This is a genomic window from Mesorhizobium sp. B2-4-19 (genome assembly GCF_006441315.1).
GTDB lineage: Bacteria > Pseudomonadota > Alphaproteobacteria > Rhizobiales > Rhizobiaceae > Mesorhizobium.
Genome location: NZ_VFUV01000001.1, coordinates 352,776 through 366,900 on the forward strand (window position 1 = coordinate 352,776; position 14,125 = coordinate 366,900).

The 14,125-nt window shown below is 61.7% G+C and carries 16 protein-coding genes; 7 read left to right on the forward strand and 9 right to left on the reverse strand.

Annotated elements, in window-relative coordinates; translation table 11 throughout:
* Positions 1-25: 25 nt before the first annotated feature.
* The 9 genes from FJ546_RS01690 to FJ546_RS01735 all read right to left on the reverse strand — a co-directional run bounded on the left by FJ546_RS01690 (position 26) and on the right by FJ546_RS01735 (position 7,546).
* Positions 26-373 (reverse strand): ArsC family reductase, encoded by a 348-nt coding sequence (locus FJ546_RS01690; RefSeq protein WP_140887564.1) that lies wholly within the window; start codon positions 371-373, stop codon positions 26-28.
* Between the two features lie 275 nt (positions 374-648).
* Complete coding sequence (locus FJ546_RS01700; protein ID WP_140887566.1) at positions 649-1,002, reverse strand: SnoaL-like domain-containing protein; 354 nt, start codon at positions 1,000-1,002, stop codon at positions 649-651.
* Positions 1,003-1,130: 128 nt separating this feature from the next.
* Complete coding sequence (locus FJ546_RS01705; RefSeq protein WP_140887568.1) at positions 1,131-1,769, reverse strand: 2'-5' RNA ligase family protein; 639 nt, start codon at positions 1,767-1,769, stop codon at positions 1,131-1,133.
* Positions 1,770-1,905: 136 nt separating this feature from the next.
* The gene (locus FJ546_RS01710; protein ID WP_140887570.1) at positions 1,906-2,991 is read right to left on the reverse strand and encodes an ABC transporter ATP-binding protein; all 1,086 of its coding nucleotides are present in this window, start codon (positions 2,989-2,991) and stop codon (positions 1,906-1,908) included.
* Entirely contained in the window at positions 2,981-3,589 is a 609-nt protein-coding gene (locus tag FJ546_RS01715; RefSeq protein ID WP_140887571.1) for a cupin domain-containing protein, read from the reverse strand. The genes FJ546_RS01710 and FJ546_RS01715 overlap by 11 nt, the downstream gene beginning before the upstream one ends.
* A gap of 54 nt (positions 3,590-3,643) precedes the next feature.
* Positions 3,644-4,714 (reverse strand): ABC transporter substrate-binding protein, encoded by a 1,071-nt coding sequence (locus tag FJ546_RS01720; protein WP_140887573.1) that lies wholly within the window; start codon positions 4,712-4,714, stop codon positions 3,644-3,646.
* A gap of 25 nt (positions 4,715-4,739) precedes the next feature.
* Positions 4,740-5,561: an ABC transporter permease gene (locus FJ546_RS01725; RefSeq protein WP_140887575.1), complete on the reverse strand. Its 822-nt coding sequence runs from the start codon at positions 5,559-5,561 to the stop codon at positions 4,740-4,742.
* Positions 5,558-6,442 (reverse strand): ABC transporter permease, encoded by an 885-nt coding sequence (locus tag FJ546_RS01730; protein WP_140887576.1) that lies wholly within the window; start codon positions 6,440-6,442, stop codon positions 5,558-5,560. The genes FJ546_RS01725 and FJ546_RS01730 overlap by 4 nt, the downstream gene beginning before the upstream one ends.
* Positions 6,443-6,640: 198 nt before the next feature.
* Positions 6,641-7,546 (reverse strand): SMP-30/gluconolactonase/LRE family protein, encoded by a 906-nt coding sequence (locus FJ546_RS01735; RefSeq protein WP_140887578.1) that lies wholly within the window; start codon positions 7,544-7,546, stop codon positions 6,641-6,643.
* A 105-nt stretch (positions 7,547-7,651) separates the two neighbouring features.
* Between FJ546_RS01735 and FJ546_RS01740 the strand changes: the two genes are divergently transcribed.
* The 7 genes from FJ546_RS01740 (at position 7,652) to FJ546_RS01770 (ending at position 14,023) form a co-directional block, all read left to right on the forward strand.
* The gene (locus tag FJ546_RS01740; protein ID WP_140888038.1) at positions 7,652-8,374 is read left to right on the forward strand and encodes a FadR/GntR family transcriptional regulator; all 723 of its coding nucleotides are present in this window, start codon (positions 7,652-7,654) and stop codon (positions 8,372-8,374) included.
* Positions 8,371-9,573, forward strand: coding sequence for a mandelate racemase/muconate lactonizing enzyme family protein (locus FJ546_RS01745; protein WP_140887579.1), 1,203 nt, complete (start codon positions 8,371-8,373; stop codon positions 9,571-9,573). The genes FJ546_RS01740 and FJ546_RS01745 overlap by 4 nt, the downstream gene beginning before the upstream one ends.
* Before the next feature lie 24 nt (positions 9,574-9,597).
* Positions 9,598-10,575, forward strand: coding sequence for a sugar ABC transporter substrate-binding protein (locus FJ546_RS01750; protein WP_140887581.1), 978 nt, complete (start codon positions 9,598-9,600; stop codon positions 10,573-10,575).
* Positions 10,576-10,653: 78 nt separating this feature from the next.
* On the forward strand, positions 10,654-11,631 hold the full coding sequence (locus FJ546_RS01755) for an ABC transporter permease (RefSeq protein WP_140887582.1): 978 nt from the start codon (positions 10,654-10,656) through the stop codon (positions 11,629-11,631).
* 3 nt (positions 11,632-11,634) lie between these two features.
* Entirely contained in the window at positions 11,635-12,366 is a 732-nt protein-coding gene (locus FJ546_RS01760; protein ID WP_140887584.1) for an ATP-binding cassette domain-containing protein, read from the forward strand.
* A 15-nt stretch (positions 12,367-12,381) separates the two neighbouring features.
* Positions 12,382-13,137 (forward strand): SDR family oxidoreductase, encoded by a 756-nt coding sequence (locus FJ546_RS01765; protein ID WP_140887585.1) that lies wholly within the window; start codon positions 12,382-12,384, stop codon positions 13,135-13,137.
* A 16-nt stretch (positions 13,138-13,153) separates the two neighbouring features.
* Positions 13,154-14,023, forward strand: a complete 870-nt coding sequence (locus tag FJ546_RS01770; protein ID WP_246686711.1) for an aldose 1-epimerase — start codon at positions 13,154-13,156, stop codon at positions 14,021-14,023.
* Positions 14,024-14,125 lie beyond the last annotated feature (102 nt).

Consider the following 14,125-nt stretch of genomic DNA (forward strand, 5'->3'; position numbering starts at 1 on the left):
TCGGCAGCTTCAACGGCTTCGCTAGCTACTTCACCGCCTGCTCATAAACATCCGGCTTGAACCCAACCAGAACCCGATCGCCGATTTCCAGCACCGGGCGCTTGACCATCGTCGGCTTGGCCAGCATCAGCGCCTTCGCCTTCTTTTCATCGAGGCCTTGCTTGTCCTTATCCGCCAGTTCGCGGAATGTGGTGCTGCCCTTGTTGAGCAGCTTTTCCCAGCCGACCTTGCCGACCCAGCCATCCAGCCGCTTCGCGTCCAGCCCCTCCGCGCGGAAATCGTGAAAGCGATAGGCCACGTCATGGCTCTCCAGCCAGACGCGCGCCTTCTTGACCGTGTCGCAGGTGGTGATGCCGTAGATCATAATCGTCAAAGCGCGTCCCTCAAGCTGACCGTCGAATCCGTCCCACAGCCTAAAACCGCCCTTCCCGCTTTGCCAGCACCCGGGCCCGCAACCGCGGAACTTTCGGGCAACAACCATGACGAGATGAGTGTCTTCGACGGCTGGGGCACGGTGACCGATCAGCTTGCCGAGTATGTGAAGACGATCTGAACCTCTCGCATGGCGGCCAGTACACCGTCCCGGCCGCCATGCTTGTTTCTCGATTCTGCAGCGAAGAGCCGACTCCCAAGTCGGAGCTTCCGGCCTCAGTAGTAGAAGCGCTCTTCGGTGATCTTGCCGTTCTTGACCGTGTAGAGGCCGACCTCGTCCATCGTGACTCGCTCGCCGGTGGCCTTGGGTGTGACGTCAAACTTGAAGCGCACCGCGAACTGGTCGCCGTTGACATAGGGCCCTTCGACCGAGCCGCCATGCACTTCATGGTTTTCCTGCCACCATTGGCTTTTCTGCCTGAGGGCCTCCTTGCCATGGCTGACGGCCATCGGGCCCTCCATGGCTTCGTAGCTGGCGATGTCGTCGGCATTGTATTTTTCAGCAGCACCGGCGTTATCACCCTGCTTGAGGAGTTCGGTGAAATCCTTGGCAATGTCCGTGATGGTCATGTGTGTTCCTCCTGTTCAGACGCACTGCAATTAGGGAAGAGCCTGCCCGTCTGCCACCTGTGCCCACATGACAGCTGACAAGCCGTGTCAGGACGATCGATATAGCGCGGCTCTGTGACGATGATTTCTCACATACCGGCCAGGGAATCGTCCTGGCCGGTCAATTGCCAACGTCCACGCTCCTTGTAGACACCCTTGCCGATGAGACTGTGGATCAGCACAAAATCCCGGACCGACCAGCTGACTGGATCAATCAATCGCTCGCCAATGTTGGAAACACGCGCTTCATCACGAAGCAGAGTGACATGCGGTTCAATGGACTTTGTGAGAAAGCGTTTTAACGGGCTGTCGGAAATCAGCGCCGTGAGGTTGCGCCAGAATTCTCGCAGCGCGGAATTGCTGTCATTGCCACCGCGTAGAACAAGCGAACCGCCGCCAAAAGCCGACAAGCGATCGAACGAAACCTCGAAAGGTTTTGCAACGATCATCGACCCTATGCGGCAGGCGATTTCGACCAGTCCCTGGGGGAAGCCGTCATGGTCGCCGAGCCCGACGAGCGAGATATGGATGTGGTCTTCCGGGACAAACCAGCCCTGCAGCCCTAGCTCGCGATCCAGAGCGACCGCCCTGCGTGCGAGACGGCCGGCAATAGCGCGCTCGGCAAGAACGGCGAAGAATATCCGGTCGTCGAAATGTCGCTCGAACTCTTCCCATTGGAAAAAGGTCTGGCCGTTCTTGGCGGTTCCGAATGCAGGTTGCCCACTCATAACTGAACTCGATCGGCAAATCGTATCCGACAAAGAAATTTAGAACAAAACAAGAACATGTCAAGCGAAAATGAAATGCCGGTGCTTCCCGCATATGCCGCGCAACTGTGCGGCGACCATGCGAAGGCAGAAGAGGCTAGCTCGGCAGCATGGGGCAGTTGGCGCCACGGCGCAGGCTGACATGCGCCACGTCGCCAATGCTGAATTGGAACCCCTCGGCCTGGCGCGGCGCATCGATCACCACCGGCAACCCCTGCGCAAGTTCAGCATGCAGCCGCAAGGTACGGCCGTGGAAGACGATGCTGTTCACCTGCGCCGGCGCGGTTCCTTCGGTCGCCTCGGTGGCGGCAAGCAAATCCTCCGGACGCACGCCGATGGTGCGCATCTCGCCTTCGCCGGGTGACTGGCCGGTTTCGGAGGTAGCCTCCAGCGGCAGAGCGCCGGCAGTGAAGCGCAAACGATCGCCATCGCGGCCGACAAAGCGCGACTGCAGCAGGTTCATGGTGCCGATGAAGCTCGCCACGAACTTCGTCGCAGGCCGGTCATAGAGCGTCGCCGGCGGCGCGATCTGCTCGATGCGGCCCTTGTTCATGACGACGATGCGATCGGAGATCGACAGAGCCTCGGTCTGGTCATGGGTGACCATGACGAAGGTCGTGCCGAGCCGCGACTGCAGCCGCTTCAGTTCGACCTGCATCTGTTCGCGCAGATGCGCGTCCAGCGCCGACAGCGGCTCGTCGAGCAAGAGCACGCGCGGCTCGCAGACGATGGCGCGAGCAAGTGCCACGCGCTGGCGCTGGCCGCCCGACAATTCGGAGACACGGGCGCGAAGCTTGTCGGCGAGACCGACCATGTCCAGCGCTTCGCCGACCCGCTTTGCCTGCTCGATTCCCGACAATCTGCGCAATGACAGGCCGAAGCCGACATTGTCGGCGACATCCATATGCGGAAACAGCGCGTAATCCTGGAACACCGTATTGACCGGGCGGTCGAAAGGCCGAAGCGCCGTGATGTCGCGGCCGTCGAGCAAGACCTTGCCGCTCGACGGGCTTTCGAAGCCGGCGATGACGCGCAGGCTGGTGGTCTTGCCACAGCCGGACGGCCCGAGCAGCGTGATGAACTCGCCGCTGATTATGTCGAGATCGACGGCATCGAGCCCAACGATGCCGCCCGGGAAAACCTTGGAGACCGCCTGCAACCGGACGAGTGGATCAGGCGCCATCGCGAACCTCGGAAGGCTTGGTGGTGTTGACCCACAGGATCTGGCATTGCTCGGCGCCGGGATTGCGGAAGGCATGCAACAGCGTGCTCTTGAAGGCAAAGCTGTCGCCGGTCTTCAGCCCGTATTTTGTCGAATCCACCACCAGTTCGACCTCGCCCGAAAGCACATAGCCGAATTCATGACCGGCATGGGCATAGGCTTCCACCGTGCCGCCACCGGCCTCCACCGTCACCAGCATGCCGGTCAGCGTCGCACCCGGCGGCGACAGCAGCTTCTTGGCAATGCCTTCCGACTTGACGGGAATGGAGCGCCGCTTGTCGGCGCGCACGCAATAGAGATCGTTGACGGCCTCGTCGCCATCGGCGATCAGCGCCGATGGCTCGATGTCGAGGGCGGCGGCGAGCGGCCAGATCACCTTGACGCGCAGCGAGGACATGCCGCGCTCGATCTGGCTCAGCGCGCCGATCGATACCCCTGTCCTGGTCGCCAGTTCGGCCAGCGACAAGCGCCGCTCCAGCCGCAGCGCCCGCACACGGCGCCCGACGCGAACATCGGCATCGTCCCTGGGTTTTTCGGCGGGCTCGTCCAGCATGTCCATGCATTCGTCCTCGTTGTCTTTCCCTTCTCCCACAAGGGGAGAAGGCAAGAGCGCTCACCCGCCAGCCTTCACTTTCTCGAACATCTTGGCGACGTCGTCGTTCTGTTTCATCGGGCCGGTGAAGATCGTGTTCTTCAGCATCACCTCGGGATCGGACGGCAACTGCAGTTTCTCCAGTTCCTCCTTCGCCACGCCGGCGAAGGCGGTGCTCAGCGAACTGCCATAGCCATAGGACTGGATCAGGTACTTGCCCGAATCGGCGTCGAGCCGGCTGTTGATGAAATCATAGGCGAGATCGACATTCTTGGCGTCCTTCAGCATGACGAAGCCGCAGGCCCAGGTCAGCATGCCTTCCTTCGGCTTCATGAACTCGACCGGCACGCCCTGTTTCTTCAGCGAGGTGGCCGACGCATTCCAGGTCATGGCGGCGACAAGCTGGCCGCTGGCCAGCGCTTGTTCGACCGACGTCATGTCCGTGGTGTAGCTCGACAGCAGCGGGCGTTGTTCGCGCAGTTTTGCCGCGACCTTGTCCATCTCGGCGGGCGTCATGTTGAACGGATTGACGCCGGCCAGAAGCGCGGCGACGATCGGCGTGTCATGCACGGCGTCGATGGTCGCCATGCGGCCGGCATATTGCTTGTCCCACAGCAGGTTCCAGCTTGCCTCGGGGTTCTTCACCAGATCGGTGCGGTAGAGGATGGAGGTGTTGCCCCAGTCCCACGGCACCATCCACACCTTGCCGTCGCCGGCCTGCAGGTCAGGCAAGTTCTTGAACACCGGGAAAATCGAATCCCAGTTCTTGATGCGCTTGGTGTCGATCGGCTGCAGCAGGCCTTCCTTGTTCCAGCGCGCCACCTTGTCGTAGCAGGGATGGGCGATGTCAGGGCGAAAGCCGGCCTTGACCTTGGTGAAGGCATCATCGTCGTCGCCGAAGATCGAGGCCTCGACGCCATCGGGATGGGCGGCGAGGAAGCTCTTGTTGAAATCGGGCAGTTCGTAACCCGACCAGGTGAAATATTGCAGCTTTTCGGCGGCCAGCGCCACGGTCGAAGACAGTGCAAGCGCCAGCGCGGCGAGGCCGGCGCGCGCCTTGTATCGGGTTATCGATGTCAGGTGGAATGTCATTTTCGTTCTCCTCTCATTGTTATGGTCAGGCTGGATCGCGGCGCGCGGCACCGAGCCCGCGATGGCGCAGGATCTCGGCAGTGCCGGCGATGATGAAGGATGTGGCCAGGATCACCGTCCCCAGCGCCATGACGGTCGGCAGCGAGCGGGGAAAGCGCAGCTGGCTCCAGATGTAGAGCGGCAGGGTCGGCTCGGTTCCGGCAAGGAAGAAGACGACGATGAACTCGTCGAAGGAGATCAGGAAGGCCAGCATGAAGGCCGACAGCACGGCGGGCAGGCTGAGCGGCAGCATGACGCGCCGGAACGTCGTCCAGTCGGAGGCGCCGAGGTCGAGCGCTGCCTCGCGAACCGTCCTCGGGATGGCGGCGAAACGGCTGCGCATGACGACGACGGTCGTCGGCAGCGCCACCAATATGTGGCCGAGCACGATGGCGACGCGCGACGGCCCAAGGCCGATGAGGTTAATCAGGATCAGCAACGATATGCCGACGATGACGCCGGGGATGAGGATCGGCAGGCGGGCTATAGCGCTTATGGTGGTGGCAAGCGGCGAGCGGCCATAGAGGTCCATATAGGACACGGTGATGCCGCACAGCGTAGCACCGGAAGCGGCGATGGCGCCGATGACGAGGCTGTTCAGGAGCGCGCCGGACAGCGCCGGATTGCCGTAGAGCGTCGCATACCATTGCGACGTAAAACCCTGCAGCGGAAACGCCGCCTGGATGGAATCGTTGAAGGAAAACAGCGGAATCAGCAGGACCGGCAGATAGAGAAACACCAGATAGGCAAGCACGTAGAGGCCGAGCCAACGGCCATCCGGTTTCGTGCCGGCGCGTTCGGCTTTCATGTGCGGCTGCCAAATCTGCGGTCGGCGCCACGCGCGACCAGCACCACGACGAGGATGACCAGCATGACGCAGACCGAAAGGGCAGCGCCGAACGGCCAATCATTGGCCTTGCCGAACTGCGACTGGATCAGCGTGCCGATCATGGTGCTGGCCGGGCCGCCGACCATGGCCGGCGTGACATAGTCGCCGACCGTCGGCACGAAGACGACGAGCGCGGCCGCCAATACGCCCGGCATGGAGTTCGGCAGCACGACGCGACGGAACGCGGTAAACGGCCGCGCGCCGAGGTCGGAGGCCGCCTCGAGCAGCGATTTCGGGATGGTGTCCAGCGCCACATAGATCGGCAGGATCGCGAAGGGCGCATAGGCGTGGGCCAGCGTGACGACCACAGCGGCCGGCGTGTTGAGGAAGGCCAGTGTCGGCTCCGACCAGATGCCGCTTTCGATTAGCGCCGAGTTCAGGACGCCATTATAGGCGAGCACGATCTTCCAGGCGAAGACGCGGAGCAGATAGCTGGTCCAGAATGGCAGCGTCACCAGGAACAAGAGCAGGCCGCGCCGGCGCCCGGCATGGAAGGCAAGATAATAGGCGACGGGATAGGCGGTGATGACGGTGGCCAGCGTCACCAGGCCGGCGATGACCAGCGAGCGCAGCGTCACCGTCCAGTAGAGCGGATCGGTGGCCACGGTGACGAAGTTCTCGACGGTCAGCCCGACACCGAGGAGCGAGCCGTCATTGCCGCGGAAGGCGAGGAACAGCACCAGGCCAAGCGCGAACAGGATCAGCAGGAAAGTGACCAGCGCCCCTGGCAACAGCATGGCGAGCCGGAAGCCCGATGAAGACCGGGCCTCTGGCGCTTGTGCTGCAACTAAGGCCGACATCGACCTGCCCACCAAACTTGAAATTGGCTAACAGTTTTTCATATTCGTGAAACTGTCAAGCAGAATCCGGCTTTCCTGAATTGGCCGTCACAAACGCTCCAGCGACTGCCGGAACGTTGGGGCTTTGCCCGGTATGGTCGAATAAGCCGTAGCCGACCTGGTAAGCCTGCCGTTCTCGGCCGCGTTAGTCAGGTAATCTCATCCGAACCGTTTCGTCGGTGTGCCCCGAACGCCTGTGCGCACCGCGAACAACCCGCCCTCCTGCGGGTTTGCCTGCAAATGTCTCTCGCTCATGGTAAACCGCGCCGAAGTGACGAAGAGGATATCGAGATTCTCGCCGCCGAAGGTACAGCTCGTGGGCCAGCTGCAGGGCAGGTCCACCACCTTGTCCAGGACCCCGTCAGGTGAAAGGCGAACCAGGCAGCCGCCCCCCGCGACGCGACAGTTCCAGACATAGCCCTCCGCATCCATGCACGACCCGTCCGGCAGGCCGCGTGGAAAATCCGAGAAGAAGAGACGCCTATCGGTTATTCGCGACCGCACTCTGTCCCAGCGATAGCGAAAGATCTGGTTCTTCGTCGTGTCCGCCGTGATGAAGGCATTATCCGCCGTCCAGACCATCGTGTTGGTGATGCCGAAGCGATCGGCACTGAGCGCCTCGACAATGCCGGCTGTGTCGACGCGATAGATCCGCCCGGCATCTCGCGAAATATCGCGCGCAAGATCATCGTCGTCGATGTTGTTTTCCATGGTGCCGACCCAGAACGAGCCGTCCGGGGCGACCACGCCCTCATTCAACCGTGTGTCAGGGCTGTCCGGTTCGATCGTCGCGATCGTCCTGAAGGCTTCTCCGAAATCCCACAGAGCCACATCCTTTCGCAGCCCGACGATCGCGCCACCGTCCCCACGCAGGCCAATCGAGGTTGCGAGGTCCGGTGTCTGCCAACTCTGATGATCGCGAGTAACCGGATCGAGCTGGTGGATGCGTCGCCGGATGATATCCACCCAAATCAGTGTCTTCCTGTTCTCGTCCCAGAGCAGGCTCTCACCGACGACATCCTGGGCATCGAACACCAAGCCTGGCTGTTTTTCTCCGCTATCCACTACCCTTTTCCCCTCCAACTGTCGCGTAGTCAACTGCTATTGACAGACAAGATTTCACAAAGATATACACATTTCAAGAAAACATGTCATACAGGTTTTGGGCAAATGGTAAGCGATCGCAGCATAGGGCCTGACGAGACGAATCCCGGGCTGGTGAGCGCCGCCATTCAGGCCATCACCCAACACATCCGCGTTGAAGGCCTTGGCCCTGGCGACCTCTTGCCTAGTGAAGCCGACATGACCCGCAAGCTCAGTGTCTCGCGCACGGTGGTGCGGGAGGCGTTTCGGTCGCTGTCGGCGATGCGCCTCATCGACATGAGCGCCGGGCGGCGCGCCAGCGTTGCCAAGCTCGACATTGGCGCCATGTCGATGGTGATCGAGCACGGCGTCACGACCGAACAGATCAGCATCCAGCAAGTCTATGATGTGCGCCGCACCATCGAAATGCGCACGGTGGCGCTCGCAGCACTCCGGCGAACCGACGCGGAGGCGGCTGAAATACAGAAATGCGCGCAGCTGATGCGCGAGAATTACGGTGCGCCCGAGATCGTCAAGGAACACGACATCGCATTCCATGAAGCGATCGCGCGGGCGTCTCACAACCCGGTATTTTCGTTGATCATCAACGCCTTCAGCGGCGTCACGCGACGCACCTGGGTGATCGGCTGGCGTACGCGTGCAACCGAGGAAGAGCAGATCAAGATGATCGAGGGGCACGCGGATATTGCTCGGGCGATCATCGCGGGGAACCCGCAACTCGCCGCCGAACATATGGCCGCGCATTTCGACAAAAGCGTCAAGGCATTGATCGACGCGGGGATCGCATGAAAATCCGCTCGCTTGAGACCATTCGTATCGAAGAGCGGCCCAATCTGCTCTGGATCGAGGTGCATACCGACGAGGGCATCACCGGCCTTGGCGAAACCTTTTTCTTGGCCCGCACGGTCGAGGAATATGTCCATGAATATGTCGCGCCGCGCGTAATCGGCCGCGATCCGCTGCAGATCGATCTGCTTTCCGCCGACCTGGTCGGCTATCTCGGTTTCCGCTCAAGCGGGGTCGAAGTCCGCGGCAATTCCGCCTTCGACATCGCGCTCTGGGATATTTTCGGCAAGGCCATGAACCAGCCGGTCGCGCAACTCCTGGGAGGCTTTTCGCGGCAGTCCATCCGTACCTACAACACCTGCGCCGGCACCGAATACATCAAGGACGGCAAGGGACAGACCACCGCGAATTATGGTCTCGGCACAAGGCAAGGCTACGACGACCTGAACGGGTTTCTCCACCGCGCCGACGAATTGGCGGCGGAGCTGATCGAGGACGGCATCACGGCCATGAAGATCTGGCCTTTCGACCATGCCGCCGAGAAAAGCCGGGGGCAAGACATCACCGCCGGCGACCTGAAAGCCGCGCTGCAGCCCTTCGAGAAGATCCGCAAAGCCGTCGGTGACAAGGTCGACATCATGGTCGAGTTCCACTCCATGTGGCAACTCTTGCCCGCGATCAAGATAGCCAAGGCGCTCGGGCCTTACGGCACGTACTGGCATGAGGATCCCATCCGCATGGACAGCCTCGCCGATCTCAAGCGCTATGAGGCCGCGAGCCCGGCACCGATCTCGGCGTCGGAAACCTTGGGCAGTCGCTGGGCGTTCCGCGACCTTCTGGAGACCGGCGCCGCGGGCATCGTCATGCTGGACATTTCCTGGTGCGGCGGACTTTCCGAAGCCCGCAAGATCGCCGCGATGGCGGAGGCCTGGCATTTGCCGGTCGCGCCGCACGACTGCACCGGGCCGGTGGTTCTGGCGGCGTCCACGCATTTATCCCTCAACGCGCCCAACGCACTCGTACAGGAGAGTGTGCGGGCATTTTACAGGACCTGGTATCGCGACCTCGTGACCGCGCTACCGGAAGTCAAGGTCGGCATGATCACCGTGCCGCCCGGCCCCGGCCTCGGGCTGGAACTCAATCCCGACCTCGGTCGGGCATACACCGTCCATCGCCGCGTCTCCGACAAGGCGGACATCTGAAGAACACCAACGGGAGGATTAGTAATGAAACGACTGACTGCAACGCTTTTGCTCGCGACGACACTGTTCGCCGGGCCTTCCGTCGCCAGCGCCGACGGGCTCAACATCGTCTTCACGCACCATTCGTCGGCCTCGAACACCTTCTGGCAGGCGGTGAAAAAGGGCTTTGACGATGCCTGCGGCAAGGTCGAGGCTAAGTGCAACATGATTTTCACCCAGACCGAAGGCTCGGTCGAGCAGCAACTCGCCAACATGCGCGCCGCGCTTGCGGCCAAGCCGGATGCCCTGCTGACCTCGATTGTCGACAACAAGGCGTTCGACGACGTCATCAAGGAGGCGCGAGATGCCGGTGTGTTGGTGATTGCCGTCAATGTGGATGACACCGAAGGCGCCAAGGGCAATGCGCGGCAGGCCTTCATCGGGCAGGGTTTCAAGCCGGCGGGCTATTCACTCGGCAAGGCGATTTCCGAGAGCTTCCCGAAAGAGGGGCCAATCAAGGTTCTGGTCGGCATTTCCGCACCCGGCCAGAACTGGTCCGAAAGCCGCGGCGCGGGCGTGATGCAGTTCCTGGAAGAGTACAAGGCGGCACACCCCGACCGCCAGGTCTCATGGGAGCGGATCGACAGCGGAACGGACCTTGCGATCACGTCCGATCGTGTCGGCGCCTATCTCAATGCACATCCCGACACCACAGCCTATTTCGACACCGGCTTCTGGTGCGCGGGCGTTGCGCGGTCGCTGCAGGATCGCGGCGTCGCGCCGGGCAAGGTCCTCCTTGGCGGTTTCGATCTGGTGCCGGAAGTCCTGCAGCAGATGCAGAAGGGCTACGTACAGGCTTTGGTGGACCAACAGCCCTACATGCAGGGCTTCATGCCCGTCATGGAAGCCTACCTGAACAAGAAGATAGGTCTGGCCCCCTCCGACATTGATACGGGTCAAGGCATCGTGCGCCCGGATCAGGCCGACGCGATCATGACGCTTTCATCGCAAGGTCTGCGTTAAGCCCACGCGCGCCATGTGTTCACCCGGCGCTGTTCGCGCCGCCGGGTGGTCCCTTGCCTCGAATTCCTGGAGCCTGCCTTGAAACGCCTCTTCAAGACCTATCTGGAAAAGCCGGAACTGGCAGGACTGATCCTGCTGGTGCTTCTGGTGGCGATTTTCGAGATCCGCTCGAATGGCGTGTTCCTCAACCAGGATAACCTTCGCGGCATGCTCGGCATCCTGCCGGAAACGGGCCTCGTCGCCATCGGCGTCACCATCTTGATGATCAGCGGCGAGTTCGACCTGTCGGTTGGATCGGTGTTTGCCCTGATGCCGATGTGCATGGCGGTCCTCATGGTCGAAGGGGTGCCCTTCCCGCTTGCCTTGCTGGCTGGGCTTGTCGTTTGCGCGGTGATCGGATTTATCAACGGCTATGTGACGATCCGGTTCGAGATCCCGAGCTTCATCACCACGCTCGGCATGCTTTTCATCGCCCGGTCACTGACGATCGTCGTCTCGGGCGGGTTTCCACCCTTGCTTCCCGCCGATCTTCCGAACTGGCTGTTCACTTCGTTCGTCGGCCCCGGCAACATGTTCCGCATGTCGTTCCTGTGGTTTGCGGGAATTGCCCTGCTGACGTCGCTGATGCTTTCCAGAACCAATTTCGGCAACTGGATAAAGGCCACCGGCGGCTTCCACCCGGCTGCCGCCGCGATGGGCATCCCGACCGCGAGAGTAAAACTCGCATGCTTCGTGCTTTGCTCGATGCTGTCGGGCTTCGCCGGCATGTTGCAAGTGCTGAGGCTGGGCTCTCCCTTGCCTTCCATCGGCGAAGGTCTGGAACTCCAGGCGGTGGCCTCGGCGGTCATCGGCGGCGCTTCGCTCGCAGGCGGCATCGGTACGGTCGCCGGCGGCATCATCGGCACAATCCTCATCCGCATCATCGACAACGGGCTGGTGCTCTCCAATGTCGACGCGAACTGGTTCAAATTCGCGATCGGCTTCCTGACCATTTTCGCCGTCGTCGCCAACGCCTGGATGCGCAAGCGCGCCAAGGCGATCAAGATGGAGGGCTGAGCCATGGAAGACGCAATCATCTCCGTCCGCAATCTTCACAAATGGTATTCCGGCGTCCATGCGTTGAAGGGCGTGAGCCTCGACCTGAAGCGAGGCGAGGCACTTGGGCTGGTCGGCGACAACGGTGCCGGCAAATCGACGCTCATCAACATTCTGTCAGGCGTCCATACCGCCGACGAGGGCGAGATCCTGGTCGAAGGCAGACCGGTGCGGATCGCCAGGCCGCGCGACGCGATGAACCTCGGTATCGAGACCATCTACCAGTACAATTCGATGGTCCCCACCATGTCGATCGCCAGGAACCTGTTTATCGGCCGCGAACCGACGCTGTTCTCCGTGTTCGGCGTCGGCATCCTGGATCAAAAGAAGATGGCCAGCGAAAGCATCAAGGCGATCGCCAATGTCGACCTGCATCTGCGCTCGCCCGACGCACTGGTCGGTGAATTGTCCGGCGGCCAGCGGCAGGGCGTCGCCATCGCGCGGGCCATGCATTTCAAGTCGAAGGTGATGATCCTCGACGAGCCGACCAATCACCTTTCAGTCAAGGAGACCAGCAAGGTCATCGGCTTTGTGCGTGGATTGAAGGCGCAAGGGGTGACCGGCGTTTTCATCAGCCACAACATGCATCACGTTTTTGATTGCTGTGATCGCGTGGTCGCGATGGCGCGCGGCGAGGTCGTTCTCGACAAGCGCATCGAGGAAACCTCCATCGATGAAGTTCACAACGTGCTTTGAGGAACGGGAACGGTGATGACGAACCTTTCCGGTAAAGTCGTGCTCCTGACGGGTGGTCTGGGTTCGCTCGGCCGCGCCCAGGCTGCCGCGCTTGCCCGCGCTGGCGCGCGCGTGCTTTTGCTTGACCGGCCGGAGAATGCGGAAGGGCCTAAAATCGCAGCGGAATTGGCGGCGACAAACAAGGGTACGATCGTCTATGTCGGTTGCGACTTGAACCAGTTGGCCGAAGCCGAGGCAGCGGTCAAGGCGCTCGCCGACGAAGAAGGCACGATCGACATTCTGATCAACAACGCGGCGCTTATCATCAACCGTCCGTTCGAGGAATTCTCACTTGGCGAGTACGAGGACCAGATCCGTGTGAATTCGTCAGCCGCCTTCGCGCTGGCGCGCGCCTGCGCGCCTGGCATGAAGAAGAAGGGCCAGGGCAGGATCGTCAATTTCTGCTCGGTGACGCTGAACGGCCGCTGGGACGGCTACGTGCCCTATGTGGCTTCGAAGGGAGCCATGCTGGGACTCACCAAGTCGCTGGCGCGGGAATTGGGACCACACGGCATCACCGTGAACGCGGTGTCGCCAGGCGCCGTCGTTTCCGAGGCAGAGGAGCGCGTCTTCGGAGAACGGCTCAAGGAATACAACGACTGGATCCTTGCCAACCAGAGCCTGAAGCGACGCATCGAGCCGCAGCATATCGCCGATCTCGTGCTATTCCTCGTCTCCCCGGCCTCGGACATGATCAGCGGTCAGAACATCAACATCGATGGCGGATGGTAGCCATAGCGGCCCTTCAATGACCAAAGGCGATGAGATCGAACTTGCCGACGGGCGTGCAAGCCTTGTGGTGCGTCCCCGCGAGGGCGCCGCCATCCTGCGCTACGACGCGCTCCGCCCCGGCCGAGCACCAACGCCTGTGCTTGAGCCATCGAGGGGTCTGCTGAAGTTCGGGTCTCAACTGCTGGTTCCCTGGTCAAACCGCATTTCCGGTGGAGGCTTCGAGTTTGACGGGCGCTTCCATGCGATAGAGCCCAATGTCGAAGGCGAGCCGTTCCCACTCCACGGCGACGCATTTCAAAGACCGTGGCGGTTGACGAGGCGAACCGGCACTGAAATGGAGCTGGCTCTGGAGGATGGGGCGATCGGACCCTACCGCTACCATGCAAGCGTCCGCTACGCATTGGAGGAAGGCGCGCTGTCAGCCGTGCTGGCTGTCGAAAACCGAGCCGCCATCCGCCTGCCATACGGGCTGGGCTTCCACCCCTGGTTTCCGCGCCGCCCGCGCACTCTGCTGCAAGCATCGGCGCACAGTGTCTGGTTGGAAGACGAACGACACCTGCCGACGGGGGTGGTGCCGCTAGCCTCCCGGCCGGACTGGGATTTTTCGCAAGCCGCGCCGCTTCCCGACGCCTGGGTCAACAATGCCTTCGAAGGCTGGAACGGGCACGCCTCGATCATCCAGCCGGATGACGCCATCGCCGTCACGGTCGAGGCATCGCCCTCGCTGAATGTCTTCGTCCTCTATTCGCCGGCACGAGACGCTGATTTCTTCTGCTTCGAACCCGTTTCACATGTGGTGGACGCCCATCACGGCAGCGGCCTGACCACGCTGGACAAAGGCGGATCGACAAGCGCGCATTTGCGGTTACGTTGGGATGAGTTGTAGCGCCAGATCGGAAGTCGCGAAGCGGTGCGGTGGCATGGTGGCAAAGGCCATTTCCGTTGATCGTCCGTCGCTTGGCACATGCTGCTTCAGGGCGTGTCGGCT

Excerpts from the sequence above, each read along its gene's own strand:
- FJ546_RS01700 (WP_140887566.1), bottom strand. The coding sequence starts at position 1,002 with ATGACCATCACGGACATTGCCAAGGATTTCACCGAACTCCTCAAGCAG.
- FJ546_RS01765 (WP_140887585.1), top strand. The coding sequence starts at position 12,382 with ATGACGAACCTTTCCGGTAAAGTCGTGCTCCTGACGGGTGGTCTGGGT.
- FJ546_RS01750 (WP_140887581.1), top strand. The coding sequence starts at position 9,598 with ATGAAACGACTGACTGCAACGCTTTTGCTCGCGACGACACTGTTCGCC.
- FJ546_RS01710 (WP_140887570.1), bottom strand. The coding sequence starts at position 2,991 with ATGGCGCCTGATCCACTCGTCCGGTTGCAGGCGGTCTCCAAGGTTTTC.
- FJ546_RS01770 (WP_246686711.1), top strand. The coding sequence starts at position 13,154 with ATGACCAAAGGCGATGAGATCGAACTTGCCGACGGGCGTGCAAGCCTT.
- FJ546_RS01730 (WP_140887576.1), bottom strand. The coding sequence starts at position 6,442 with ATGTCGGCCTTAGTTGCAGCACAAGCGCCAGAGGCCCGGTCTTCATCG.
- FJ546_RS01725 (WP_140887575.1), bottom strand. The coding sequence starts at position 5,561 with ATGAAAGCCGAACGCGCCGGCACGAAACCGGATGGCCGTTGGCTCGGC.
- FJ546_RS01705 (WP_140887568.1), bottom strand. The coding sequence starts at position 1,769 with ATGAGTGGGCAACCTGCATTCGGAACCGCCAAGAACGGCCAGACCTTT.
- FJ546_RS01715 (WP_140887571.1), bottom strand. The coding sequence starts at position 3,589 with ATGGACATGCTGGACGAGCCCGCCGAAAAACCCAGGGACGATGCCGAT.
- FJ546_RS01720 (WP_140887573.1), bottom strand. The coding sequence starts at position 4,714 with ATGACATTCCACCTGACATCGATAACCCGATACAAGGCGCGCGCCGGC.
- FJ546_RS01740 (WP_140888038.1), top strand. The coding sequence starts at position 7,652 with ATGGTAAGCGATCGCAGCATAGGGCCTGACGAGACGAATCCCGGGCTG.
- FJ546_RS01745 (WP_140887579.1), top strand. The coding sequence starts at position 8,371 with ATGAAAATCCGCTCGCTTGAGACCATTCGTATCGAAGAGCGGCCCAAT.
- FJ546_RS01760 (WP_140887584.1), top strand. The coding sequence starts at position 11,635 with ATGGAAGACGCAATCATCTCCGTCCGCAATCTTCACAAATGGTATTCC.